The sequence below is a fragment of the Croceicoccus marinus genome (assembly GCF_001661675.2).
Classification (GTDB): Bacteria; Pseudomonadota; Alphaproteobacteria; order Sphingomonadales; family Sphingomonadaceae; genus Croceicoccus; species Croceicoccus marinus.
Genome location: NZ_CP019602.1, coordinates 2,533,283 through 2,559,232, shown reverse-complemented (window position 1 = coordinate 2,559,232; position 25,950 = coordinate 2,533,283). Strand labels below are relative to the sequence as shown.

Genomic DNA, 25,950 nt, shown 5'->3' with positions numbered 1-25,950 from the left:
GGCGCACCGATTTCCCCCGCAGCGGCCGATTCTCTCCCCTTTCCCAAACCGGCGTTCAGCCCTAAGGACATAATTATGACAGTCTATCTACACGAGGAGGACCTGCCCGAAGGGGTTCTCGCGCCCGGACCGATTGCGGTCGACACCGAAACCATGGGCCTTGTCACGCCGCGTGACCGGCTGTGCCTCGTGCAGATCAGCGACGGGCAGGGGGACGAGCATCTGGTTCGCTTCCGCCCCGACAGCTCGTATAACGCGCCCAATCTGTGTGCCGTTCTGGCCGATCCTTCGCGTGAGAAATATTATCATTTCGCCCGCTTCGACCTGGCCGCGATCCAGTACTATCTGGGCGTGATGGCCGCGCCGGTATTCTGCACCAAGATCGCCAGCAAGCTGACGCGCACCTATACCGATCGCCACGGCCTGAAGAACCTGGTCAGCGAACTGCTGGGCAAGGACATCTCGAAGCAGCAGCAGTCGAGCGACTGGGGCGCCCCCGAACTGAGCGACGCGCAGCGCGACTATGCCGCCAGCGACGTGCGTTTCCTGCACGAGATGGTGGCGATCTTCCGCACCCGGCTTGAGAGAGAGCATCGTACCGGTCTGGCCCAGGCGTGTTTCGATTTTCTTCCCGCCCGCGCGCTGCTGGACCTTGAAGGCTGGGGCGACAAGGACATCTTCAGCCACGAGGCATGATGCGCCTCGGGGAAACGGATAGAGCATGAGCGCCGAGGCAACCATCGTCCGCCACAATCGCCGCGTGCAGGCGGCGCCGGGCGGCGCGCACGACCGGCTGATCCGTTTCCTGCTGGTCGCGCTGCCGATCTGCATCGGCGTGCTGGTGGCGCTGATGGTGCTGGCACCGGTCGCCTCGCAGGGCGAGGTCAGCTTCCTGCTGGATCGCAACCGCGTCGAACTGACCGAGAACCGGATGATGGTCGACAATGCGATGTACCGCGGCGCCGACAACAGCGGCCGGCCTTTCTCGGTCCAGGCCGGCAGCGCGACGCAGCGCACGAAGGAACGCGGTCTGGTCGAGATGAACGATCTGACCGCACGCCTGCTGATGAACGAGGGGCCCGCCGTGCTGACCGCGCAGAACGGCACCTACGACCTCGACCGCGAAGCGGTGCGCTTTCCCGGCGCGGTCAATTTCACCGCGTCGGACGGCTATCGCATGATCGCGCGCAACGTATCGGTGATGCTGCCCGAACGCAGGCTGGTGGGCGACGGGCGCGTGAACGGGCGCGTGCCGATGGGCACGTTCTCCGCCGACCGGCTGGAGGCCGATTTGCAGGAGCGTACCGTTTCGCTTATCGGGGACGCCAGGCTTCGCATGGAGCCGGGTTCGGTGACGACGCCGTGATGGGAATATGATGAACGACCAGACTATCTCCGTTCGCCGGATCGCGAAGCGCACTGCCATCGGCTTTGCCATGACCGCCGCCGCCGTTCTGGGCGCGCAGCAATTGTCGGCACAGTCGATCGCGGGTTTCAATTCGCGCCAGCCGGTCGACTATGCGGCGGACCGGATCGAGCTGCAGGACCGCGCCGACCGCGTCGTGCTGTCGGGCAATGTCGTCGTCAACCAGGGCGACCTGCGGCTGACGGCGGGGCGCACCATCGTCAATTACACCGATACCGATACGCTGCGGATCCAGCGGATCACCGCGACGGGCGGCGTCACCGTCAATCGCGGGAATGAAACCGCGCGCGGCAATGTCGGCGTCTATGACTTCAATCGCCGCACGATCACGCTGGTCGGCGACGTCGCGCTGCGGCGCGGCGGCGACACGCTGAACGGCGGGCGGCTGGTGATCGATCTGAACACCGGTTTGTCCAGCGTGGACGGCAGCAGCGCGGGCAGCTCTTCGGCGGTGGGCGGATCGCGCAATAATGACGGGCGCGTCTCGGGCAGCTTCTCGGTCCCCGAAAACTAGTCGCGCAGCCCTAGCGGCGGGCGCCCGCAGCGCGCGCGATTTCGGTACAGCCTGCCGCGAACAGCAGCGGCGCGGCCTGGCTGTCGGCCAGCAGCGCGCGGTGCAGCGCGATCAGCCGGTCGCTCAGCCGCGCCAGCTTCGGACCGTGCCATTGCTGCATCTGACGCGCGATGGCGGCGCGTTCCTTGAAGAAGATGCGCGGATCGTTCTCGACCGCCTTGGCGATGTTCTCGCCGGGCCGGATCCGCGCCGCGATCTGGGCAAGCTGCGCCACCCGCCGCTCCATCGCCAGAACCGTGCCCACCGGGTTCAGCCCATGCTGGCGGAACCGCGCCAGTTCATGCGGCAGCCGCGCCACATCGCCCGAGATTACCGCATCGACCAGTGGCATCATGCCGTCGTCCTCGGTCTCGGCCCCGATGGCGTCGATATGCTCTGCCGTCACGCTGCGCGGGGCGTGGCTGTCGGCGTCCAGATACAGCGCCAGCTTGTGGACTTCGGCGGCCGCCATGCGCGTATCGAGCGCCACCGATGCGGCAATCCGCTGCGCCAGTTCGGCTCCCATGCGCAGCCCCGCGCCATCGGCAAGCCTGCGAACCTCTGCTGTGACCGATCGCAAATCGGGCGGGTAGAACATCACCACCAGCGCATCGTCGCGCTTTTCCAGCAGCTTCGCGCTGCGCGACTTGTCGGTCGCGCCGCTGGCGATCACGATCACCGGCCAGCCCTGCGCCACCTCTGCCTCGGGCGCGTCGGTCAGGATCTTCAGCGCATCATGCGCTTCCTCTCCCTGCGCGCGCACGATGATGTGCCGCCGGTCGCCGAACAGGGATGTGGAGCGCGTCTCGTCCGACAGGCGCACGGGGTCGCGCTTCAGCTCGCTCCCCTCGATATCGACGCGTTCGCCGGGGTCCGGCAGCAATTCGACGATGCGCGCGGCGGCGCCATGCGCGCCTGCCTCGTCCGGTCCGCAGAAGAAGAAGACCTTCGCCGAACCAACGGCGCGCGGAGCGGTCTGCGCGAACTTGCCGTTATTGATCTTCAACTGAAGGCCGCATCTGCTGGCGCAGGGTGGTCGCGATCCGCGTCACGATGCTGTCGGCGACATCCTGCGTAAGGTTTTCCAGCGCCGTCTGCTCGGCGGCGATGGTCGCATATTCGCTGGAAACGACATCGATGCCAGCGTCCGCCCCGTCGGTCGCGTCCAGCAGCGTCTCGCCGCTCGACAGGTCGACCAGCCGATAACGCGCACGCAATGTGCGGCGTTCGCGCCCGATCGTGTCGTCGCCCAGCAGGCCAAGGCCGGTCAGCTGGTCGTCGAGCACCACGTCCAGCCGATAGCGTGAACCGCCGCCCTCGGTACCCATGCGTTGCTGCAGTGCGTCGCGCATCAGCCAGCCAGCCTGTCCGGGAATCGCCGCGACATCGACCGCGTGCAGCCCCTGCGCCACTGGCCCCGAACTGCCACCTGCATAGACCGGCGCAAGCGCGCAGCCGCCCAGCGGCACCGCGAGGGCACCGATGACAAGGGCTGGCAGCAGGGCGGAAATACGCATCAGATGACCAGATTGACGAGGCGGTCGGGCACCACGATCACCTTGCGGATCTCGGCACCTTCAAGGTTACGCTGGACCTTCTCGCTGGCGAGGGCAAGCGCCTCCAGTTCCTCTTTCGGCAGGCCCTTGGGCACGGTCAGCGTATCGCGCAGCTTGCCTTTGACCTGCACCGCGACGGTGACCTCGTCCTCCTCGAGCAGGGCGGGATCGACTTCGGGCCATGCGGCTTGCGCCACCAGCCCGGCCTGTCCGGCGCGCGACCATGCCTCTTCGGCCAAATGCGGCATCATGGGCGAGACCAGCTTCATCAGCGACAGGATCGCTTCGCTGCGGCTCGTGCTGGGGGCAGCCTTTTCGACCACGCCGGTCAGCTCGTAGATGCGGGCGACCGCCTTGTTGAAGGACAGCGCCTCGATATCCTCGGCCACGGCGGCGACGGTCTGGTGCTGCTTGCGCGCAACCGCCTTGTCGTCGCCGGTGGCGTTGGCGTCGTATTGGCCGAACAGGCGCCACAGCCGCTGTACGAAGCGGCCGCAACCCTCGATGCCCGCTTCGCTCCACGGCAGGTCGCGTTCGGGCGGGCTGTCCGACAGCATGAACCAGCGCACCGCATCCGCGCCGTACTGGGCAATGATCTCGTCCGGGTCGACGACGTTCTTCTTCGACTTGGACATCTTGATCACGCGGCCGATCTCGACCGGCTGGCCGCCATCGACCAGCACAGCACTGTCGCTGGACCGGTTCACCTCGGCGGGGGCGTAATAGACGGTCCGGCCGTTTTCCTCGCGGCTATAGGTCTCATGCGTGACCATGCCCTGCGTGAACAATTGCGCGAAGGGCTCCTTCACGTCGATCAACCCGCAATGCGCCAGCGCCCGTGTCCAGAACCTTGCATAGAGCAGGTGCAGGATGGCATGCTCGATCCCGCCGATATACTGGCCGACGGGCAGCCACTGCGCGATCTCGTCCTTGTCGAAGGGCTTGTCGCCCGGCTGGCTGGCAAAGCGCAGGAAATACCAGCTGGAATCGACGAATGTGTCCAGCGTATCGGTCTCGCGCCGCGCCGCGCTGCCGCATTTCGGGCAATCGGTGTGCTTCCAGGTCGGATGGCGCTCCAAGGGGTTGCCGGGAGTCTTGAAATCGACATCCTCGGGCAGGACGACCGGAAGCCGGTCTTCGGGCACCGGCACCACGCCGCAGCTGTCGCAATGGATGAACGGGATCGGCGTGCCCCAGTAACGCTGGCGGGAAACGCCCCAGTCGCGCAGGCGGTATTGCGTCTTGGGCGTGCCCCAGCCGTCCTCGGCGGCGCGCGTGATGATGGCGCGCTTGGCGTCCTCCACCGGCAGGCCGGTCAGGAAGTCCGAATTGACGATCACCCCTTCGCCGGCTTCCGCCTCGCCGGCGAACGGCTTGTCCGCTTCGTCGGCGCTCGGCGCGACGACGCGCGGGATCGGCAGGCCGTATTTGGTCGCGAATTCGAAGTCGCGCTGGTCATGCCCCGGCACCGCCATGATCGCGCCGGTGCCGTAGTCCATCAGCACGAAATTGGCGATCCACACCGGCAGATCGCGGCCGGTGACGGGATGCGCGACGGTCAGCCCGGTGTCGTAACCCAGCTTCTCCGCCGTCTCCAGCTCCGCCGCGGTGGTGCCGCCCGCGCGGCACTTCTCGATGAATTGCTGCGCCTGATGGTCGGTCGCGGCCACGGCATGCGCGATCGGATGTTCCGCCGCGATCGCGACGAAGCTGGCGCCGAAGATCGTGTCGGGGCGCGTGGTATAGACCTCGATCGTCTCGTCGAAATTGCTGCCCTTGAAATGGGCCTGCAGGCCGGTCGACTTGCCGATCCAGTTTTCCTGCATCAGCCGGACCTTCTCGGGCCATTTGTCGAGGCCATCCAGCCCTTCCAGCAGCTCGTCCGCGAACTGGGTGATCTTCAGGAACCACTGCGAAAGCTTGCGCTTCTCGACCAGCGCGCCCGAACGCCAGCCGCGCCCGTCGATCACCTGCTCATTCGCCAGCACGGTCATGTCGACCGGATCCCAGTTGACCGCCGATTCCTTGCGATAGACCAGGCCCGCTTCGTACAGCTTCAGGAACAGTGCCTGTTCCTGCCCGTAATATTCCGCGTCGCAGGTCGCGAACTCGCGGCTCCAGTCCAGCGCAAAGCCAAGGCGTTGCAGCTGCGCCTTCATGTTGGCGATGTTGTCGCGGGTCCAGCCGCCGGGGTGCACGCCCTTTTCCATGGCGGCGTTTTCGGCGGGCATGCCGAACGCGTCCCAGCCCATCGGGTGCAGCACCTCGTGCCCGGTCATCGCCTTGAAGCGCGCCAGCACGTCGCCCATCGTGTAATTGCGCACGTGGCCGATATGGATGCGGCCCGAGGGATAGGGAAACATCTCCAGCACATAGCTTTTGGGCTTGGTGCTGGCGCTGTCCGCGCGGAAGATCCCCGCCTCGTCCCAGGCGCGCTGCCAGCGTCCGTCGGCGCTGGACGGATCGAAACGCTCTTCGGTCATTGAGTGATACCTGCCCTGATGCCTGCCCGCGATACCTGCAAGCGTCAGCCCATCAACGCATCGCGGCGCATCTCGCGCGCGCGGGTCAGGATGATGTCTTCCAGCTTCTGGACGGTCGCGGCCTGAACCGGGGCGCCGACCCACTGGCCGCCGCTCATCACCTCGCGGCTGGCGTTCACGCGCAGGGCGTCGGCACGCAGGTCCTGGTCCAGGATCGACACGGTCACCTTCATGCGCTCGGCCGGGTTCTGGGGGTTGGAGTACCAATCGGTCACGATCACGCCGCCCGCGCTGTCGGTCTGCAGCATGGGCATGAACGACAGCGTGTCGAGGCTGGCGCGCCACAGATAGGCGTTGATGCCGATCGTGGTGACGTTGGACGCGGCCAGGTCGGTTTCGACCCGCTTGCTGTCCCCGCCGCAGGCCGCCAGCGCGGCAATCATGCCCGCGGCCATCACGGCGCGAGCGGAAATCCGGCGCCAGTTCGCGCCAGCGGCGACGTCCGTATTGGCGGGGAGCGAGGGGGTCGCGGTCATGATGCGAAATTCTTCCTGTTCTGCTTGCTCTGCCCCGAATTGACGATGCGCGTTTGGCGCGCATCCGGCAGGGCGGGGCTGCTCTATCACCGCGATCGCACGGCGGGCAAGCTTTCAGCACCAGCCTGTGTGACACTGGGCTGAACAGGGGCCTGAACCGGCGACTGAACGGGACGCTGGACGCGGTGCGGGAAGGGCGGATGCTTCGCAGGGATGGGAGCGTTACCATTCGAACGCGACGGTCGAGAGCCGGGATCTAAAAGCCCCGCTGTCGATTTCATGCAACAGCAACCATCAAGAGTCGCGGCAGGCAGGGTAAATCGCTTTGCAGCCATTGCTTTTTGGTTTTATACACAGCTTCGCATTCCGCATCTTGCGCCTGGCTTTCCGAGTCGCCGCAAATTTTGCGAAGGGGGACTGGGAAGCGGGCGAGGGTTTCGCGGCAAATGCCCGCTCGTGTGGTATAAGGCGGTTAACGCGTCGGTCAGGTGGTCCATGGGATCTGCCTGGAAAATGGTTCCTCACGGGCTCCGGCCCGTTGCGGATCGCAGGGAATGAATTGAGGTTGACGTGACCGTGTCGGTGGGGGCTCATAGCAGAAAGCGCGTGGCGCGTGCGGCGATGGCCGCTGCGGCCGCTTGCGCATTTCTTGCCGCGCTTCCGCCCGCCGTCGCTGCCGTCTCCGATCTCGTCGCCGCCGACGATTCGCGCCGCAGCGTCAGCATCGCGGCGGGCGGCGACCTGGGCGGCTTCACGCCGGCCTCGGCCGATCCGCGCCTGCTGGCATCGCTGGCTTCCATTCGTGAACGCGGCAAGGACGACGCGGGCATGTTCCGCTTTACGCCTGCCGGTGTGAAGGAAGCAGCCAGCCGCGCCGTCACGGTGGCGGTGCGTGTCGATTCGCAGATCGCCCGCGCGGCGTCGCAGCGCAAGTCGGCCGGCGATCCCGGGATCAGCGTTCCCGGTGTTGCTCCGGTGGCGTTCAACCTGGGCATGGCGCGCGGTTATCAAAGTTTCGCGCAGGCCCCCAACATCGCCGACGCGGTCGAGCCTGGCCTGGGCAAGAATCTTCTTCCCGAAGGCGTGCGCGAGATCGACGCGCCGGATCTGTCGCGCTTCACCCCTGCCAAGAAGAAGTCTGGCGACAGCCGTTTCGGTGGCGTGGTCGAACTTCACGAAGGCGTCGTGGCTGGCCGCGCTCCGCGCACGTTCGCGGATGGCGAGCAATCGGTCGATGTCAGCGGTTCCTACCGCGTGACGGGCAACCTGCGCGTGACCGCAGGCGTGCGCTATTCGGCAGAGCGTGAGCGGATCGGTTCGCTTGCGGACGGGCAGCAGGACAACCAGTCCGTCTATGTCGGAACGCGCTTCCGCTTCTGATACGCGCCGGCGTTCCTGATCGGCCCTCCTGTTCTTCTCGCGCTGCGCGAGAGTTTCTGTCGCGTCCCTGTAAAATCGCTGTTGCACCGATGGTTAAAGCGGCATGCAAATCCGCTTGCCGCCTTTCTGGCGAGTGCCTAGGCTTGGTGCCGGAGAGTGAGGAGCACTGAAGGGGAAGCTATAATGAGCAGAGTGGCAGTCGTCACGGGCGGCACCCGGGGCATCGGCGAAGGTATCAGCCTTGCGCTGAAGGACATGGGCTATTCCGTGGCCGCCAATTTCGCCGGGAATGAGCAAAAGGCGCAGGAGTTTACCGAGCGCACCGGCATTCCGAACTACAAGTTCGACGTCGGCGATCACGACGCCGTGATCGCGGGATGCGAGCGAATCAGGTCCGAGGTCGGCGATATCGACATCGTCGTGAACAATGCGGGCATCACCCGCGACGGCGTCCTCCACAAGATGAGCTGGGAAGACTGGAACGAGGTGATGCGTATCAACCTTGGCGGGTGCTTCAACATGGCCAAGGCCACCTTCCCTGGCATGCGTGAACGTAAATGGGGCCGGATCGTCAACATCGGCTCGGTCAACGGGCAGGCGGGGCAGTACGGCCAGGTCAATTACGCCGCCGCCAAGTCCGGCATCCACGGCTTCACCAAGGCGCTTGCGCAGGAAGGCGCCAAATATGGCGTCACCGTCAACGCGATCGCGCCAGGCTATATCGATACCGACATGGTCGCTGCCGTGCCGGAACCGGTGCTGGAAAAGATCATCGCCAAGATCCCGGTCGGCCGGCTGGGCCACGCGGACGAGATTGCGCGCGGCGTCGCCTTCTTCTGTACCGAGGATGCGACTTTCGTGACCGGCTCGACGCTGTCGATCAACGGCGGCCAGCACATGTACTGATCCGATCGCGCAACGAAAAAGGGGCAGGCCGCGCTGGCCTGCCCCTTTTTTCATGAAGACTGTCGCGGCGATCAGGCCGCCTGCGCCTCCGCACCCGGATCGCGCAGCACATAGCCGCGACCCCACACGGTCTCGATATAGTTATCGCCGTTGCAGGCCGTAGCCAGCTTCTTGCGCAGCTTGCAGATGAAGACGTCGATGATCTTGAGCTCGGGCTCGTCCATCCCGTTATACAGATGGTTGAGGAACATTTCCTTGGTCAGCGTCGTGCCCTTGCGCAGCGAGAGCAGTTCCAGCATCGCATATTCCTTGCCGGTCAGATGCACGCGCGCGCCGTCTACCTCGACCGTCTTGGTGTCGAGATTGACCGAGAGCTTGCCGGTGCGGATGACCGATTGCGAATGGCCCTTGGAACGGCGCACCACCGCATGGATGCGGGCGACCAGCTCTTCGCGGTGGAACGGCTTGGTGACGTAATCGTCGGCGCCGAAACCGAAGCTGCGAACCTTGGAATCCATTTCGGCAATGCCCGACAGGATCAGTACCGGCGTCTGCACCTTGGCGACGCGCAGCTTCTTCAGCACGTCATAGCCGTGCATGTCGGGCAGGTTCAGGTCCAGCAGGATGATGTCGTAGTCATACAGCTTGCCCAGATCGAGACCCTCTTCCCCTAGGTCGGTCTGGTAGACGTTGAACCCCTCGGTCGTGAGCATCAGTTCGATAGCCTTGGCCGTGGTCGGCTCGTCTTCGATCAGCAGGATACGCATATGATTTCAGCCCCTTCATGGTCGGCCCATCCACCCTGTTGGACGCCAACCGTAAACGCGATCTTCAGTTAACCATACGAAAAGTGACCCAGAAAGGTTAATAAACCTTAAAACCTCTTAACGGAAAAATTTGAGTCATGATTGCAACAGGTTCCGGGCCGGAATCCACAATTCGAATCGATCCGGGCAGTTTCCGAATCGAGTAAAGCAATAGTTTGATGGTGCTGCCGCTCCTTCCTCATCCCGCGCGGGCAAGGGCCTTCTGACGGCGCCGCTGGACCGACGATCCCAGCCCCGCCGCCTCGCGATATTTGGCGACGGTGCGGCGGGCGATTTCATAGCCCTGCTTCTTCAGTTCGGTGACCAGCGCATCGTCGGACAATATGCCGTCGGCAGGCTCCGCATCGATCAGCGCCCTGATCGCGGCCTTCACCGCCTCGGCAGAGGCGGCGCCCTGGTCGCCCTCCTGCTCTCCGCCGCCCGAGGCGCTGACGCCCGAGGCGAAGAAGAAGCGCAGTTCGAAGCAGCCGCGCGTGCAATGCAGGAACTTGTTGGCGGTGACGCGGCTGACGGTGGATTCGTGCAATTGCGTCGCCTCGGCCACCTCGCGGCGGGTCAGCGGCACAAGGGCCGACACGCCGCGCAGGAAGAAGCCCTCCTGCCGCTTCACGATCTCGCGCGCGACGGTCAGGATCGTGCGCTGCCGCTGATCCAGCGCGCGTACCAGCCGGTTCGCATCGGCAAGCTGCTCGCCCAGCCAGCTGCTGGCGGCCTTGTCGCGGCACGAAGGGCTGACCCGCGCGTGATAGGCGCGGTCGACGACCAGCCGGGGCAGGTTCTCGCGATTGAGCGACACCAGCCAGCCCGCCACGCCATCGGCGCGCACCAGCACGTCGGGCACGACCGGAGGCGGGGGCTCGACGCCGAAGACATGCCCCGGACGGGGATCGCAGCTGCGGATATCGGCGATCATCTCGGCGATATCCTCGTCGCTCGCGCGGCACATGCGCTTCAGCTGCGCCAGGTTTCCCCGTGCCAGCAGGTCCAGATTGTTCAGCATCAGGCTGATGCAGGGATCCAGCCGGTCCCGCTCCGCCAGTTGCAGCGAAATGCATTCGGCCAGGTCGCGCGCGCCTACCCCTGTCGGCTCCAGCGACTGGACCATGCGCAGCGCCGCTTCCGCGTCATCCACCGACACGCCCAGGTCGTTGGCCAGCTCCTCGAGCGGGACGGTCAGATAGCCCGCCTCGTCCAGCCGCCCGATGATCTGGCGCGCGATGAATAGCTGCACCGGCGTGCCATGCGCCATGCAAAGCTGGTCGTGCAGATGTTCGGACAGGGTCGGCCCGCCGCCGGGCGCGAAATCATTACCGAACTCGCCATCGAAACCGCCGCCGGTCGAGCCGAAATCCGGAAAGTCGCCGGTGTCGCGGTCGCGGTCGATCAGCTCTGCCGAAATGTCGAGCGCGCTTTCGCCGTCCGCCGATCCCGCTTCCGCAGGCTCCTCCGCCTTGGGGTCGGCCTTGGCTTCCTTCTCGCCCTCCTGCCCTGAAACGCGCAGCAGCGGATTGGCCGACGCCGCATCCATCAGCACCGCCTCAAGCTCCAGGTTCGACAGCTGCAGCAGGCCGATCGCCTGCTTCAGCTGCGGCGTCATCACCAGCGATTGCGACTGGCGCAGATCGAGGCGGGGCGCGAGGGTCATGGCTGAAGGTCGAGGATCATCGTGTCGGGCCGATCAGCTCACAGCGTAAAGCCTTCGCCCAGGTAGAGGCGCCGCACTTCGTCATTGGCGACCAGATCCTCCGGGCTTCCCGCGAACAGCACCTGCCCGCCATAGATGATCGCGGCGCGGTCCACGATCTCAAGCGTCTCGCGCACGTTATGATCGGTGATCAGCACGCCGATGCCGCGGTTCCGCAAGTCGATGACAAGATCGCGAATGTCGCTGATCGACAGCGGATCGATGCCGGCAAAGGGCTCGTCCAGCAGCATGATCGATGGCTTGGCGGCCAGTGCGCGGGCAATCTCGCAGCGCCTGCGCTCACCGCCCGACAGCGCCATGGCGGGGCTTTCGCGCAGCCGCGTCAGGCCGAACTCGTCCAGCAGCCGCTCCAGCTCGCGCGCGCGGCTGGCGGCATCGGGTTCGGACAGTTCCAGCACGCAGGAAATGTTCTGCTCCACCGTCATGCCGCGAAAGATCGACGTTTCCTGCGGCAGATAGCCCAGCCCCAGGATCGCGCGGCGATACATCGGCAGGTTGGTGATATCCTCGCCGTCCAGCAGGATGCGGCCCGAATCGGGCTTAACCAGCCCCATCACCGAATAGAAGCACGTCGTCTTGCCCGCGCCATTGGGGCCAAGCAGGCCCAGCACCTCGCCCTTCGCCACCGTCAGCGAGATGTCGGACAGGACCGTGCGCTTGTCATAGCTCTTGGCGATCGACACCACTTCCAGCCCGCCTTGCGGAACGGGCGGGGCCGCGGTCTCCGCCGGGTCGATCGAGGGGTCGAGCGTGGTTTGCGTGTCGATGATACAGGCTCCCGCCGAAAAATGCCGTTGCTGTCGTGCGTGCCCGGTGCCGGGCGCCGCGTCATGCCCCCTCAATACCATCTTGGCGCGCCGATTGAAGCCCCGTTGCCGACCATAGTGGACCGACTGGCAGGGTAATTGCATCCCGATCAGCGCGAAAAGCGGCGATTTCGCCTGCCGCAGCGGGCATGGCCTTGCCCGCCGGACCTTGCCCTCCTATCGCCTCGATCATGACAGGATTTCCGGAATGTTGAGGCCCGACGAGGCCAAGGACCGCTGCGCCGCTCTGCTCGCGCGTGCGAAAGCGCTGGGCGCCGATGCGGGCGATGCCGTCTATCTGGGCAAAAGCTCGCAATCGGTGGAGATGCGGCTGGGCGCGCTGGAAGGCGTCGACCGGTCCGAGGCGGAGCACCTGGGCCTGCGCGTCTTCGTCGGCAAGCGCAGCGCGACGGTAAGCTCCAGCGCGCTCGATCCCGCATCGCTGGACGAGCTGGCCGAACGCGCGGTGCTGATGGCGCGCGGCGCGCCCGAAGATCCGTTCGCCGGGCTGGCCCCCGAAGACATGCTGATGCAGGGCACGCCTGCCGATCTCGATCTCGTGTCCGATGCGCCCGGCCCCGAGGCACTGCGCCAGACCGCGCTCGAGATCGAGGATGCCGCGCGCGCCATTGCCGGCGTGACCAACAGCGAGGGGGCCAGCGCCTCCTATGGCAGGGGCGTGGTCGCGCTGGTCACCAGCCACGGCTTCGCTGGCGCATATGAACAAGCGAACCATTCGCGGTCCGGCGCGGTCGTCGCTGGCCAGGGCAGCGGCATGGAGCGCGGCATGGCCTGGCGCTCGGCGCATCATGGCGAAGACCTGCTTCCCCCAGCCGAAATCGGGCGGCTGGCAGGCAGCCGAGCGGTCGAGCGGCTGAATCCCGCCTCGATGAAGAGCGGGCAGATGCCGGTCGTGTTCGATCCGCGCGTCGGCCGCTCGCTGATCGGGCATCTGGTCCACGCGATCTCGGGATCGGAAATCGCGCGCGGGGCGAGCTTTCTTGCCGACTGCGAAGGCCACCGGATCTTCGCGCCGGGCATCACCATCGCCGACGATCCGCTGCTGCCGCGCGGCATGCGGTCGCATCCGTTCGACGGGGAAGGGCTGCCCGCCGCGGCCAGCCGCCTGGTCGAGGATGGCGTGCTGGCCGGCTGGCTGCTCGATTCCGCATCGGCGCGCAAGCTGGGGCGCAGGCCGACCGGCCATGCCGCGCGCGGCGGCGGCGGATCGCCCGGCGTGGCGGCCTCGAACGTGACGCTGCTGCCCGGAAGGGAAAGCGTCACCGACATGATCGCCGACATCGCCGACGGCGTCTGGGTAACCGAGCTGATCGGCCAGGGCTTCAGCGTGGTCACCGGCGACTACAGCCGGGGCGCATCGGGTTTTCGCATCGTCGACGGGCAGGTCGCGGGCCCGGTTGCGGGAATCACCATCGCGGCTAACATGAAGGACATGTTCGCCCGCATGAGAGCCGCCGACGACCTCGAGATCATCCAGGCCATCAACGTGCCCACCCTGCGGATCGACGGCATGACGGTTGCGGGGGACTAGGGCGATGCGGCGCATGGTAACGGCGCTCGCGGCGCCGCTCCTGCTTTTGTCCTCGTTTCCCGCCGGTGCGGCCGCGATACTGGCCGGCGCTGCCGAGGAACCCGCCGCCGAAACTGCCGAACCCGCCGCCAATGGCGCGATCGAGGCGGAGCGCGACGCGAACGAGGACCAGCGCATCGCCGAGCGCATCCGCGGCATCTATGCGGCCATCGACACGCTCTCGCGCGTAGAGGTCGCGGTCGAGCAGGGCGTCGTCACCCTGTCCGGCACCGTCGCCCAGCCCGAACAGGTCGAGCAGGCCGCCGCGATCGCGGGCCGGGTCGCGGGCGTGGTCACCGTCGACAACCAGATCGAGCGCGATGTCGCCGTCTCGACCAATATCGCCCCCGCGGTCGAGACCATCATGGGCCAGGCGCGCGGCCTGCTGCGCGCTCTGCCGCTGCTGGGCGTGGCGCTGGTCGTGGCCATTTTCGTGATCTGGCTGACGAGCTGGCTGTCCAATCGCCGGTCGCTGTGGCGGCGCGTGTCGCCCAACGGTTTCGTCGCCGAGCTGCTGGGAAGCGCCGTGCAATTTGTCGGCGTGCTGTTCGGCATCTATCTGGCGCTGAAAATCCTGGGCGCGACGGCGCTGCTGGGGGCGCTCCTGGGCATCGGCGGCGTGATCGGCATCGCCATCGGCTTTGCCGTGCGCGACACGATCGACAATTACATCTCGTCGGTCATGCTGTCGCTGCGCCAGCCGTTCCGGGCCAACGACCATGTCGTGATCGGCGATGACGAGGGGCGCGTGGTGCGCCTCACCAGCCGCGCGACCATATTGATGACGCTTGACGGCAATCATCTGCGCATCCCCAACGCCACCGTCTTCAAGGCGGTGATCCTGAACTACACCCGCAATCCGCAAAGGCGGTTCGAATTCGACCTGGGCGTGGATGCCGACGACGATCCCGTCGATGCGATGAAGGTGGGCGTCGAGGCGCTGTGCGCGCTGGACTTCGTGCTGAGCGATCCGGCGCCCGTCGCCCACATCATGCAGGTGGGCGATTCGAACATCGTGATCCGCTTCCTCGCCTGGCTTGACCAGGAGGAGACCGATTTCCTGAAGGGCCGCAGCCTTGCGATCCGCGCGGGCAAGCTGGCGCTGGAGGATGCAGGCTTCGCCTTGCCCGAGCCGATCTACCGCCTGCGCATGGACCCGCGCAGCGCGCCGGTCACCACCATCGCACCGGAACGGGGCGAAGGCTCGCCTTCGCCTGCGGCGCGGCAGCAGCGGACCATCGACAATGCCGCGACCGATCTGCGCCCCGAATCCCATGTCGCCCAGCTGGTCGACCGCGAACGCGCGGAAACCGGCGACGACCTGCTCGATTCGGGCCGGCCCATCGAATAGGCGGGCCCGAAACGAAAGGAGCCGCCCGGCGGTCCGGACGGCTCCCCTGAACTCGTGAATTGGTGATCGGGCGGATCAGGCGGACTTGGCGTCCTTGGCCCGCTCGATCGCTTCGCGGATGACGCGGCGCGCTTCCTCGGCGCCGCCCCAGGTGCCGACGCGCACCCATTTCTCGCTTTCCAGATCCTTGTAGTGCGTGAAGAAATGCTCGATCTGCTTCAGCACGATCTCGGGCAGATCGTCGAGCTCTTCCACCTTGGTGTAATAGGGGAAGGTCGAATCCACCGGCACGCAGACCAGCTTCTCGTCGCCGCCATGCTCATCCTCGAGATTCAGCACGGCGATCGGACGGGCGCGCACGACGCAGCCCGGAATGAACGGGCTGCGCGCCACGACCAGCGCGTCCAGCGGATCGCCATCGGGCGACAGCGTGTGCGGCACGAAACCGTAATTGGCGGGATAGCGCATCGGCGTGTGCAGGATGCGGTCCACGAACAGCGCGCCCGAATCCTCGTCGAACTCGTACTTCACGGGCTCGCCGCCCGTCGGCACCTCGATCACGACATTCAGACTGTTGGGCGGATTATCCCCGGTGGGGATCATGTCGATACGCATGGGTTCTTGGCCTTCGCTGCTATGATCTGATCCGGAAGACCGCCGCGCTGCGATGCACAAGCCGGTCCACCAGTTGCTGAATTGCCTGCGCCCTCTAGCGCCGCGATGCGCCATGGCCAAGGGGGTTAACCCCGCTTCGCCAACCCTCTGCCGGCCACCGCCCGGCGGCTGCGCCGAATTGCCGCGGCCGCGAACAGACCAGGCAGGGCCTGACCGCGGTCCGCCCGTTCAGCGCTTCGATTCGAGGAACCGGTCCAGCAGCGTCTCGCCCTTGCCGGCCTTCACCAGCCATGGCCAGCGCAGCCCGCCGGTATAGTCGATGGAGACGGTGCGATAGTCCTCGCCGCGCTTCACCAGCAGCTCGATCGAGGTGCCGTCCTTCGCTTTAGTGATCGCGTCCTTCATCACCTCGGGCGAATAGGCGGTGCCGTTCACCGCCTCGATCGTCTGGCCCGTGATGATGTCGTTGTCGAACGCGATCCCGTCCCACACCACGCCGCGCACCTTGCCGTCGTCGTTTACCGACATGCCCAGCGAATAATACAGGTGCAGATAGTCGTATTCTTCCTGGATGCCCGCCCGGAACGGGTTGGGTTCTTCCTTGAACACCAGCTCGTATCCGCCCAGCTCGATGCCGCGCGTCGGGGCGGGGGCACCCGCGGTATAGACCCGCTCGCGCAGGAAGCTGGCCCAGTCATGCGGATAGACCGCGTTGAGATCGGCGACCAGCTGGTCGAAGCTGTAGGTCCGCTCGCCATAATCGCCGTCCTGCGCCGCGAAGAAACGCCGCGCGAAATCCTCAAGCGATTTCGCGCCATTGGTCTCGGTGCGGATCATCATGTCCGCCTCAAGCCAGATCAGCGCGCCCTCGTTGTAATATTCCTCCCCGCGCGAGAAGGTGGAGTAGGGCTTGGGCTTGCGATTGGCCGTGATCGGATCGTGGGTGGTATCGACCAGCGCGCGCCATTCGCGGCCCGGCTCGATCGTATAGCTACCCGCGGCCGAGGCGATCTCGCCCAAGGTCATTTCCTTGGTGTTGACGCCCGAACGCGCGGCCAGCGGCAGGTCCCAGTACTGGGTCATCCCCTCGTACACCCACAGCAGGTCGTTGCGCATCGGCTGGCGGTAATCGGGCGTCCAGCTCAGCGCCGGGCGGCGGTACTTGCCGTTCCAGCTATGCACCAGCTCATGCGGGATTACGTCGACCGAGAAGCCGAACTCGGGCGGATACTGCCCGTCCTCCCAGCTCTTGAACGTGCCAGGGCTCAGCGTGATTTCGGTCGAGCGGTGGTGCTCGAGACCGATGCCGCCCAGCTCGTCCGACAGCGCAATCAGGAATTCGTAGTGGTCGAACGGACGCGACCCGAACAGCAGATAGGCCTCGTCCATCATCGCCGACAGGGCTTCCTGCTCGCCCTCGGGCATGACCAGATCCTCGGGATCATGCGCGAAAGCCTCGATCGTGACACCGTCGGCAATGGTCCAGCTCTTGTGGTGCTGGCCCGCAAAGATCGGGCTGTCGACCAGCGTCTGGTAATCGGTCTCGGCAAAGCTGACCACGTTGCCCACCTGCGTCTGCCCGTCGAGAGCGGTGGCGGTCGCCCAGCCTTCGGGCATGGTAACGCTGGGCTTCACCCGGATCTGGCGCACGTAATGGCCCGCGGGATACAAAGTCATCTGGTTGAACTGCAGGTTCATCAGATCGTCGGTCATCACGACGCGCCCCTCGCTGCCGGTGACGGGCGAGGTATAGACGATCTCCGCCGTAACCTCGCGCGCGCCTGCAGGCAGGGCGATGTGAAACGCATAGACCTCGACATTGTCGCGGGTCCACGGAACCGGCTTGCCGTCGACGTAGAAGCGCAGGCCGTTCAGCGCATCGATGGTGCCGTCGGGGCCGTGATGGCCGGGCAGCCATTCGGGATAGAGCAGCGTCAGCGTCCGGGTGCCGGGCGCGACGGGGATGACCTGCTTCGTGCGGAACACGCGGTGGGCAAGGTCGGTCGCGTCGACGTCGATCCGGATCGTGCCGGGATAGGGCGTGTCGACCGCATCGGGCACGCTGGGCGCGATCGGCATCGCGGTCGGCGCGGAGCGGACCGCCTGCGCCTGGGCCGGCGCGATCGCGAGCGGGAGAATGCCAAGGAGCATGGGAGCGGAAGCGAGCAGCGCAGCGCGCGCGCGGAGGGTGATGGTCGTCATGGGCTGCTGAATTGACGCTTCGTCGTATCAAATGCAACCTTCATCGCATCGCTTGTTCGCGGGCGCGGCGGCTTTTCAGCGCCCCCGCTTGCCGCTAAGGGCGCAGCCATCATGACCATTGAAATTCCCCAGGCCATCCGCGGCACCCAGGACATCTTCGAGGAAGCCGAGAGCTTCGCCTTCGTGGTCGCCACGTTTGAGCGGCTTCGCAGGCTGTACCGCTTTCGCCGCGTCGAGATGCCGGTGTTCGAAAAGACGCCGGTCTTCTCGCGCTCGCTGGGCGAGACGACCGATGTCGTCTCGAAGGAAATGTATTCGTTCGAGGATCGCGGCGGCGAATCGCTGACCTTGCGGCCCGAATTCACTGCCGGGATCGCGCGGGCCTATCTGACCAACGGCTGGAAGCAATATGCGCCGGTCAGGCTGGCGACCCACGGGCCGCTGTTCCGCTATGAACGCCCGCAGAAGGGCCGCTACCGCCAGTTCCACCAGATCGATGCCGAGATCATCGGCGCGGCTGAGCCTCAGGCAGATGTCGAATTGCTGGCCTTTGCCGACCAGTTGCTGAAAGAACTGGGCATCGCGGACGGGGTGACGCTGCAACTCAACACTTTGGGCGATGCCGACAGCCGCGATGCATGGCGCGCCGCGCTGGTCGAATATTTCGAGGCGCATCGTGCCGAATTGTCCGAGGATTCGCAGGACCGGCTGCAGCGCAATCCGCTGCGCATCCTCGATTCGAAGGATCCGCGCGACAAGGTCTTCGTCGGCGACGCACCCCGAATCGACGATTATCTATCGGGCGAGGCGCAGGATTTCTTCGGCGCCGTCACCGATGGGCTGGACGCGGCGGGCGTGGCGTGGACGCGCGCGGCCTCGCTCGTGCGCGGGCTGGATTATTACCGCCACACCGCCTTCGAATTCGTGACCGACCGGCTGGGCGCGCAGGGCACCGTGCTGGGCGGCGGCCGCTATGACGGGTTGATCGAGGCGCTGGGCGGTCCGCCGACGCCGGCGGTCGGCTGGGCCGCGGGGATCGAGCGGCTGGCGATGCTGGTGGGCGAGCGGGACACGGGCGCCGTCGCCGACGCCATCGTGGTGGCCGAGGACGATGCCGCGATTCGCGAAGCGACTGCCGCGATCGGCAGGCTGCGCCGGGCGGGCATTTCGGCCGAGATGATCGCCAGCGGCAGCCCCCGCAAACGCTTCGACAAGGCGGTGAAGATCGGGGCCGGGGCCATCGTCGCCTTTGCCCTGCGCGAGGGCGAGGTTGCCCGCCGCATCCGTGCCGAGGACGAGACGACCGCGCGGATCGAACAGGCGCTGGCGGACTGATCTGCCCATGAATGTCTCTGACGAACGCCTGTCCCAGATCGCGCAGCGCTTTGCCGAGCTTGAAGCGCGGCTCGCGTCCGGCACGCTGGAGGGCGAGGCCTTCGTGACCGCCAGCCGCGATTATGCCGAGCTGGAACCCGTCGCGCGCGAGGCGGCGGACGTGGCCGCGATGCGCGCCGAACTCGCCGAACTCAGCGCCATGCTGTCCGACCCCGAGATGAAGGCGATGGCCGCTGACGATATCGACCGGATCGAACGCGAACTGCCCGCTGCCGAGGCGAAGCTGGCGGTCGCGCTGCTGCCGCGCGATGCCGCCGACAGCCGCCCCGCCATGCTGGAAATTCGCGCCGGCACCGGCGGGGACGAGGCTGCGCTGTTCGCCGCCGACCTGTTCCGCATGTACGAACGCTTCGCCGCGGAGCAGGGCTGGAAGGTCGAGACGATCAGCGCGAACGCCAGCGACATCGGCGGCTTCAAGGAAGTCGTCGCCAATGTCAGCGGGCAGGGCGTGTTCGCCAAGCTGAAATTCGAAAGCGGCGTCCACCGCGTGCAGCGCGTGCCCGTCACCGAAAGCGGCGGGCGCATCCACACCAGTGCCGCCACCGTCGCCGTGCTCCCCGAACCGGACGAGGTCGATGTGCAGATCGATCCGGGCGACCTCAAGATCGACATCTACCGCGCCAGCGGTGCTGGCGGACAGCACGTCAACACCACCGATTCGGCGGTGCGGATCACCCATCTTCCCAGCGGCCTCGTCGTCACCCAGCAGGACGAGCGCAGCCAGCACAAGAACCGCGCCAAGGCGATGCAGGTGCTGCGCGCACGGCTGTACGAGAAGATGCGCGAGGAAGCCCACGGCGAGGAGGCCGAGGCGCGCAAGGCGATGGTCGGCAGCGGCGACCGGTCGGAACGCATCCGCACTTATAATTTCCCGCAGGGCCGCGTGACCGATCACCGCATCGGGCTGACGCTTCACAAGCTGCCCGAAGTGCTGGAAGGCACCGGCCTTGGCGAACTGATCGGCGCGCTGATCGCCGAGGACCAGGCGAAACGCCTTGCCGCGCAGAATGGATAAGCCGCGTGGCTGACACCGTCGCCGCCGCCCTGCGTCAGGCGGCTGCGCTTCTGGCCTCCGCCACCGATGCCGCCCGGCTCGAGGCCGAATGGCTGATGGCGCATGCCCTCGGCTGTTCGCGATCGGATGTGCTGCTGCGCCACATGGCCGATCCCGCGCCCGCCACATTCGATGCGCTGGTCGCCCGCCGTGCTAGGGGCGAGCCGCTGGCGCATGTGACCGGCGAGACCGAGTTCTATGGCCTGACCCTGCGGGTGACGCCCGACGTGCTGGTGCCGCGATCCGATACCGAACTGCTGATCGACATCGCGCGCGAGAAACTGGCCAGCCGCCCGCCGCGGCGCATCCTCGATTGCGGAACGGGATCGGGCGCCTTGCTGCTGGCGGCGCTGTCGGTCTGGCCGCAGGCCGAAGGCGTGGGGATAGAACGCAGCCCTGCCGCATTGGCGGTCGCGCGCGGCAATATGGCGGCACAAAAGGTGCCGAATCGTGCCAGGATGATGGCTGGAGACTGGACGCGCAGCGGCTGGATGGACGACCTGGGCCGCTTCGATCTCGTCCTCGCCAACCCGCCCTATGTCGGGACGGGCGATCCCGATCTGGCCGCCGATGTCGCGGCGAGCGATCCGCATGGCGCCCTGTTCGCCGGGAAGGACGGACTGGATGACTACCGCATCCTGATACCCGCGCTTTCCCAACTGCTGGCCCCCGGCGGATGGGCGGCGTTCGAAATCGGCTCGCGCCAGGGCGAGGCGGTAAGCGGCATCGCCGAAGCCGCTGGCCTGCGGGCCGAGGTCCATCAGGATCTGGCGCACCGCCCCCGTGCAGTCTCGATGTGGCACGAATCGGGGGATGCCGGGTAAAAACACTTGGCACTGAGCGGTTTTATCGATAACCCTGCCTCTGACGAGCGATCGGACGGCTATAGTCCCATCGTTTTTCACTCCTCTTTATCTGTGAGACCGCGGTCGCAGTGATGCGGCTTCGGCAAGACGGAGGGGGCGGTCTGGCGCTCTTCGTAGCGTCATGCCGCTGAAGGAGGAGGCATTACCCGGCGCATTTGGCTTCGGGTTTTCCGGCTGAGTTAGCGACGCGAGCGGCAATTCCGCAGCGCGCCGGACAGAGGAAAGAACTCAATTGAACAGCAATCGTGGCAATAACCGCCGCCGTGGCCGCAATAATAATCGGTCGCAGGGTGGCGGGCAGAATCTGAACCGGATCGACAGCCGGGCGCGCGGCAATGCGCCGCAACTTCTCGACAAGTATAAAAAGCTTGCCGAGGAAGCATCGCGCAACGGCGATCGTGTCCAGGCCGAATATTATCTGCAGTTCGCCGACCATTATTTCCGCGTCATCGCCGACGGCAAACCGCGTCAGGACGAGCAACGCCAGAAGCGCGACGACGCGCGCGGCGACCGCGACAACGACGACGATTCGAACGACGACGAGAACGACAACCGCGGCAGCGACAATCGTGGCGGTGACAATCGAGGCAACGATAGCCGCGCAAACGACAGTCGCGGCAACGATGGCGACCGCGACAATCGTTCGCGCCGCGATTCGTCCGACGACAATCCGTTCGTCCGCGACAATCGCCAACGCCGCCCGCGTCGTTCGCGCAGCGACGAAACCGCCGACAGCGACGAGACGGAAGGGTCGGTCGACAACGCAGGCGGCCTCGATCCGCAGGCGCTGCCGCCCGCGATCGGCGACACCGGATCCGACGACGCGGCGGCCGAAAAGCCCAAGCGTACGCGCCGTCCGCGCAAGCCCAAGGCATCCGAAGCCGCGGAAAGCGACGACAGCGACATGCAGCAGGCCGTGAACGGCTAAGCCACCGGCGGGCCGTTCCGGCATGCAAGCGACCAAAGCGAAAGTTCTGCCCATGCGCGCCCGGCCTGTGACCGGCGCGCGCTGGTCCAGGCCGGCGGTTGCGCTTGGCTGCGGTCTGGCCTCGGCGACCGGTTTCGTGCCGCTCGGCTGGTGGCCGGTGGCGCTTGCGGCGCTGGCCGGATTGATCGCGCTGGGCTTCAGCGCACCGACCGCAGGGCGGGCGTTTCGTACCGGCTGGCTGTTCGGGCTGGGGCATTTCGCACTCGGCCTCAACTGGATCGCCACCGCATTCACCTATCAGGCGGCGATGCCGGCATGGCTCGGCTGGGTCGGCGTGGTCCTGCTTTCCGCGTTCCTGGCGGTCTATCCGGGCCTCACGATGCTGGCGGCATGGGGACTGACCATTCATCGCCGCGCGCGGGATCGTCTTTCTCCCGTCGCTTTCCTGTTCGCTTTCGCGTCTTTGTGGATCCTGGGCGAGTTCCTGCGCGCCACGGTCTTCACCGGCTTTGCCTGGAACCCGCTGGCGGCGATCGCGGTTGGCGGGTTCGAACGGCCGGGGCTGGCGATCACGGCCCAATTCCTTGGTACCTATGCGCTTTCCGGCCTCGTCGTGCTTCTGGCGGGATGCTGGTGGCTTGCCGTCCGGCGATTGCGTGTTTCGCTTGCGGCAGTGATCCTTGCCGCACTGCCGGTCGCGATGATGCTGGCACCTTGGCCCATGGTTGGGCAGCGCCCAGGCACGCTAGCGTTCCGGCTGGTCCAGCCTGACATTCGGCAGGAAGTCCTGAACGAGCCGCCGTGGTTCGAGCGCAATTTCGTCAAGACGGTCCAGCTGTCCGGCCTGCCCGCAGCAGAGGATGAGACACGGCTGGTGATCTGGCCCGAATCGGGCGTGCCCGATTATCTGCGGCCGGGTTATCCGCGCCGCTATTACCAGCAGGCGACCTTCGCCGCCGATCCCGAGATTGCCCGCGCGCGCATCGCGACCCTGCTCGGTCCGGGTTCGCTGCTGCTGACCGGTACCATCGACCTTGTCATCTCGCCCGAGGAATACCGGGCGACGGGCGCGGAAAACGTGGTGACCGCGATCGCTCCCGACGGGGACATCGTCGGCGGCTATGCCAAGGCGCACCTTGTGCCGTTCGGCGAATATCTGCCGCTTCGCCTGCTGCTGGAACCGATCGGCCTGACGCGCCTGGTGCCCGGCACGCTGGACTTCCGCGCCGGTCCCGGACCGCGGACGCTCGACCTGGGGCGCTGGGGCAAGGCGGGCGTGCAGATCTGCTATGAAATCATCTTCTCGGGCGAGGTCGTCGATCCTGAAAACCGGCCCGATTACATCATCAATCCATCCAACGACGGCTGGTTCGGTGCGTGGGGACCGCCGCAGCACCTGGCGCAGGCACGGCTGCGCGCGATCGAGGAGGGGCTGCCCGTCATGCGCGCAACCACCACCGGGATCAGCGCGGTGATCGACGCGGGCGGCATAGTCCGCGCGCATGTCCCGCGCCACCAGGCCGCCGCGATCGAGGGCGAGGTGCCGCCCGCCCTGTCGCCCACGCCCTTCGCCCGTCTGGGACTGGGGCTTTCGCTGGCCTGGGGGCTGTTACTCTTTGGGATTGCGCTTGTTGCCTTGCGGCGGCGCGGGGTTTAATGCAGATATAAAGAACTCTTTATACGTGCATCCGGGCGCCGCGCGCCCTTCACAATACCGGGACAATCCATGCGTCAGAACTTCCTCTTCACCTCGGAAAGCGTCTCTGAGGGTCACCCCGACAAGGTATCGGACCAGATATCCGACGCCATCGTCGACCTGATGCTCGCAAAGGATCCGGAAGCGCGCGTGGCGTGCGAGACGATGACGACGACCCAGCGCGTCGTGCTGTCGGGCGAGATCCGCTGCAAGCCGATGTACGACAAGGACCGGGAGGAGTGGAAGTTCAACAACTACTGGGCCCCCGGCGCGCGTGACGAGATCGAGGCGGCGGTACGACGCACCGTCAAGGAGATCGGTTACGAGCAGACCGGTTTCCACTGGGAAACGCTGACGTTCGAAAATCACCTGCACGGCCAGTCGGCCGAGATCGCGCAGGGCGTGGACGCTGACGAGGCGACCAACAAGGACGAAGGCGCGGGCGACCAGGGCATCATGTTCGGCTTTGCCTGCGACGAGACGCCGGACCTGATGCCGGCGACGCTGGATTACAGCCACAAGATCCTTCAGCGGCTAGCAAACGACCGCAAATCGGGCGACGCGCCGTTCCTTGAGCCTGATGCCAAGAGCCAGGTGACGCTGCGGTTCGAGGACGGCAAGCCTTCCGCCTGTACCGCCATCGTGGTCTCTACCCAGCACAAGCCGGGCTATCACACCGGCGAGAAGGAAGCCGAGCTGAAGGCCTATGTGAAGAAGGTCGTGGCCGAGATCATGCCCCACAACCTGCTGTCCGACGAAACGGTCTATCACATCAACCCGACCGGCGCGTTCGAGATCGGCGGACCCGACGGCGATGCTGGCCTGACGGGCCGCAAGATCATCGTCGACACCTATGGCGGCGCGGCTCCGCACGGGGGCGGCGCGTTTTCGGGCAAGGATCCGACCAAGGTCGACCGTTCGGCGGCCTATATCGCGCGCTATCTGGCCAAGAACATCGTCGCGGCGGGCCTGGCGAAGCGCTGCACGATGCAGCTGTCCTATGCGATCGGCGTGGCGCATCCGCTGTCGATCTATGTCGATACGCACGGCACCTGCGCCGAGGGCGTCAGCGATGCCGCGCTGGAAGATGCGATCCGCGGAATCGAATCGCTGGGCGGGCTTACGCCGCGCGGTATTCGTACGCGGCTGCAGCTCAATCGCCCGATCTACCGGTCGTCGGCGGCCTATGGTCATTTCGGCCGGACGGCTGCGGACGGCATGTTCCCATGGGAACAGACCGACCTGGTCGAGGAGCTGAAGGCAGCGCTGAAGACCCCCGTCACGGCCTGATCCGCCAGCTTTTATTTTCCTACTCACCGTCAGACGGGCAGCAGGGCGGCTTCCAGCAAGGAGCCGCCCTTCATGTCCAAGCCCTATGACCCCGCCGCCCCCGACATCACGCCGCGCATCGCCGCCGAACTGATCGCGCATGAGGGGATCGTCTGCGAAGCCTATCTCGATTCGGTCGGCGTCTGGACATGGAGTGTCGGGCTGACCGATGCGTCGGGCCACAAGGTCGGGCGTTATCGCGATAATCCGCAGTCGCTGTCGCATTGCATGGCGGTGTTCGTCTGGGCGCTGCGCCGCAATTACCTGCCCGCCGTCCTGGCCGCCTTCGGCTCGTACCGGCCGCCGGAGCATGAGCTGGCCGCCGCGCTGTCGTTCCACTGGAATACAGGCGGCATCGCGCGGGCCGAATGGATGAAGCTGGTCATGGCGGGCGACCGCGAAGGTGCCCGCGCGGCGATGCTCAACTGGGCCAAGCCCGCTTCGCTGCTGGGCCGCCGCCGCAAGGAGCAGGCACTGTTCTTCGACGGCATCTGGAGCGAGGACGGCAAGGCGCTGGTCTATGCGGTCGCCAAGCCGTCCTATCGCCCGGTCAACGGCAAGCGCGTAGCGGTCGCCGACCTGCTGGCCAATGTGCTGGCAGATGAAGGCGACGCGCCGGCCGAAGCACCGGCTGCCCCCGAACCCGCCGCGCCCTCCGCTTCGGCCTGCAACGCCGAGCCGCAGCTGTCATGGCTGCGCCGGATCTTCGGGTTCGGCTGATCGCCACTGGCGCCGTGCTGCGGTG

General features: G+C 66.2%; 23 protein-coding genes. 14 read left to right on the top strand and 9 right to left on the bottom strand.

What is annotated here, in order from left to right; translation table 11 throughout:
• Positions 1-75 precede the first annotated feature (75 nt).
• Genes A9D14_RS12140 through A9D14_RS12130 form a run of 3 tightly spaced genes read left to right on the top strand, consistent with a single transcriptional unit; the run spans position 76 to position 1,940 of the window.
• Positions 76-696 carry a ribonuclease D gene (locus tag A9D14_RS12140; RefSeq protein ID WP_066846819.1) on the top strand — a complete coding sequence of 207 codons (621 nt, stop codon included), beginning with the start codon at positions 76-78 and terminating at the stop codon, positions 694-696.
• 25 nt (positions 697-721) lie between these two features.
• Positions 722-1,366, top strand: a complete 645-nt coding sequence (gene lptC, locus A9D14_RS12135; RefSeq protein ID WP_066846816.1) for an LPS export ABC transporter periplasmic protein LptC — start codon at positions 722-724, stop codon at positions 1,364-1,366.
• Positions 1,367-1,376: 10 nt separating this feature from the next.
• On the top strand, positions 1,377-1,940 hold the full coding sequence (locus A9D14_RS12130) for an LptA/OstA family protein (protein ID WP_066849107.1): 564 nt from the start codon (positions 1,377-1,379) through the stop codon (positions 1,938-1,940).
• Positions 1,941-1,950: 10 nt separating this feature from the next.
• Here A9D14_RS12130 and holA read toward each other — a convergent pair whose 3' ends face one another.
• The 4 genes from holA to A9D14_RS12110 are packed head-to-tail and all read right to left on the bottom strand — an operon-like array spanning position 1,951 to position 6,461.
• Positions 1,951-2,985: a DNA polymerase III subunit delta gene (holA, locus tag A9D14_RS12125; protein WP_066846814.1), complete on the bottom strand. Its 1,035-nt coding sequence runs from the start codon at positions 2,983-2,985 to the stop codon at positions 1,951-1,953.
• Positions 2,972-3,496 carry an LPS assembly lipoprotein LptE gene (gene lptE / locus A9D14_RS12120; RefSeq protein WP_066846811.1) on the bottom strand — a complete coding sequence of 175 codons (525 nt, stop codon included), beginning with the start codon at positions 3,494-3,496 and terminating at the stop codon, positions 2,972-2,974. The genes holA and lptE overlap by 14 nt, the downstream gene beginning before the upstream one ends.
• Complete coding sequence (gene leuS, locus A9D14_RS12115) at positions 3,496-6,018, bottom strand: leucine--tRNA ligase (protein WP_066846809.1); 2,523 nt, start codon at positions 6,016-6,018, stop codon at positions 3,496-3,498. Before leuS ends, lptE begins: the two co-directional genes overlap by 1 nt.
• Positions 6,019-6,062: 44 nt before the next feature.
• Entirely contained in the window at positions 6,063-6,461 is a 399-nt protein-coding gene (locus tag A9D14_RS12110; protein WP_332459784.1) for a DUF3576 domain-containing protein, read from the bottom strand.
• Between the two features lie 699 nt (positions 6,462-7,160).
• Between A9D14_RS12110 and A9D14_RS12105 the strand changes: the two genes are divergently transcribed.
• Both A9D14_RS12105 and phbB read left to right on the top strand, forming a co-directional pair.
• Complete coding sequence (locus tag A9D14_RS12105) at positions 7,161-7,934, top strand: Rho GTPase-activating protein (RefSeq protein WP_232468542.1); 774 nt, start codon at positions 7,161-7,163, stop codon at positions 7,932-7,934.
• Positions 7,935-8,117: 183 nt separating this feature from the next.
• Positions 8,118-8,840 (top strand): acetoacetyl-CoA reductase, encoded by a 723-nt coding sequence (phbB, locus tag A9D14_RS12100; RefSeq protein ID WP_066846805.1) that lies wholly within the window; start codon positions 8,118-8,120, stop codon positions 8,838-8,840.
• Positions 8,841-8,911: 71 nt separating this feature from the next.
• On the opposite strand, the gene ctrA is transcribed toward phbB, so the two are convergent.
• The 3 genes from ctrA to lptB all read right to left on the bottom strand — a co-directional run bounded on the left by ctrA (position 8,912) and on the right by lptB (position 12,283).
• Positions 8,912-9,607, bottom strand: a complete 696-nt coding sequence (gene ctrA, locus A9D14_RS12095) for a response regulator transcription factor CtrA (RefSeq protein ID WP_066846804.1) — start codon at positions 9,605-9,607, stop codon at positions 8,912-8,914.
• A 238-nt stretch (positions 9,608-9,845) separates the two neighbouring features.
• Positions 9,846-11,312, bottom strand: coding sequence for an RNA polymerase factor sigma-54 (rpoN, locus tag A9D14_RS12090; RefSeq protein ID WP_066846802.1), 1,467 nt, complete (start codon positions 11,310-11,312; stop codon positions 9,846-9,848).
• 38 nt (positions 11,313-11,350) lie between these two features.
• Positions 11,351-12,283: an LPS export ABC transporter ATP-binding protein gene (gene lptB / locus A9D14_RS12085; RefSeq protein ID WP_232468540.1), complete on the bottom strand. Its 933-nt coding sequence runs from the start codon at positions 12,281-12,283 to the stop codon at positions 11,351-11,353.
• 103 nt (positions 12,284-12,386) lie between these two features.
• Here lptB and A9D14_RS12080 point away from each other — a divergent pair, with 103 nt between their 5' ends.
• Together A9D14_RS12080 and A9D14_RS12075 are read left to right on the top strand one after the other, a co-directional pair.
• Positions 12,387-13,730 carry a TldD/PmbA family protein gene (locus A9D14_RS12080; protein ID WP_066846799.1) on the top strand — a complete coding sequence of 448 codons (1,344 nt, stop codon included), beginning with the start codon at positions 12,387-12,389 and terminating at the stop codon, positions 13,728-13,730.
• A gap of 13 nt (positions 13,731-13,743) precedes the next feature.
• Positions 13,744-15,120, top strand: coding sequence for a mechanosensitive ion channel family protein (locus A9D14_RS12075; RefSeq protein WP_066849097.1), 1,377 nt, complete (start codon positions 13,744-13,746; stop codon positions 15,118-15,120).
• Positions 15,121-15,195: 75 nt separating this feature from the next.
• On the opposite strand, the gene ppa is transcribed toward A9D14_RS12075, so the two are convergent.
• Together ppa and A9D14_RS12065 are read right to left on the bottom strand one after the other, a co-directional pair.
• Positions 15,196-15,735 (bottom strand): inorganic diphosphatase, encoded by a 540-nt coding sequence (gene ppa / locus A9D14_RS12070; RefSeq protein WP_066846794.1) that lies wholly within the window; start codon positions 15,733-15,735, stop codon positions 15,196-15,198.
• 228 nt (positions 15,736-15,963) lie between these two features.
• The gene (locus tag A9D14_RS12065; RefSeq protein ID WP_066846792.1) at positions 15,964-17,937 is read right to left on the bottom strand and encodes a M61 family metallopeptidase; all 1,974 of its coding nucleotides are present in this window, start codon (positions 17,935-17,937) and stop codon (positions 15,964-15,966) included.
• A gap of 111 nt (positions 17,938-18,048) precedes the next feature.
• Here A9D14_RS12065 and hisS point away from each other — a divergent pair, with 111 nt between their 5' ends.
• The 7 genes from hisS to A9D14_RS12030 all read left to right on the top strand — a co-directional run bounded on the left by hisS (position 18,049) and on the right by A9D14_RS12030 (position 25,925).
• Entirely contained in the window at positions 18,049-19,272 is a 1,224-nt protein-coding gene (hisS, locus tag A9D14_RS12060; protein WP_066846788.1) for a histidine--tRNA ligase, read from the top strand.
• A 7-nt stretch (positions 19,273-19,279) separates the two neighbouring features.
• On the top strand, positions 19,280-20,347 hold the full coding sequence (gene prfA, locus A9D14_RS12055) for a peptide chain release factor 1 (protein ID WP_066846785.1): 1,068 nt from the start codon (positions 19,280-19,282) through the stop codon (positions 20,345-20,347).
• Entirely contained in the window at positions 20,344-21,210 is an 867-nt protein-coding gene (gene prmC, locus A9D14_RS12050) for a peptide chain release factor N(5)-glutamine methyltransferase (protein WP_066846782.1), read from the top strand. Before prfA ends, prmC begins: the two co-directional genes overlap by 4 nt.
• Positions 21,211-21,484: 274 nt before the next feature.
• Positions 21,485-22,180 (top strand): DUF4167 domain-containing protein, encoded by a 696-nt coding sequence (locus A9D14_RS12045; protein ID WP_066846780.1) that lies wholly within the window; start codon positions 21,485-21,487, stop codon positions 22,178-22,180.
• 52 nt (positions 22,181-22,232) lie between these two features.
• The gene (gene lnt, locus A9D14_RS12040) at positions 22,233-23,837 is read left to right on the top strand and encodes an apolipoprotein N-acyltransferase (RefSeq protein WP_083987900.1); all 1,605 of its coding nucleotides are present in this window, start codon (positions 22,233-22,235) and stop codon (positions 23,835-23,837) included.
• A gap of 69 nt (positions 23,838-23,906) precedes the next feature.
• Positions 23,907-25,166, top strand: coding sequence for a methionine adenosyltransferase (gene metK / locus A9D14_RS12035; RefSeq protein ID WP_066846777.1), 1,260 nt, complete (start codon positions 23,907-23,909; stop codon positions 25,164-25,166).
• Between the two features lie 72 nt (positions 25,167-25,238).
• Positions 25,239-25,925 carry a lysozyme gene (locus A9D14_RS12030; protein ID WP_066846774.1) on the top strand — a complete coding sequence of 229 codons (687 nt, stop codon included), beginning with the start codon at positions 25,239-25,241 and terminating at the stop codon, positions 25,923-25,925.
• Positions 25,926-25,950: the final 25 nt, after the last annotated feature.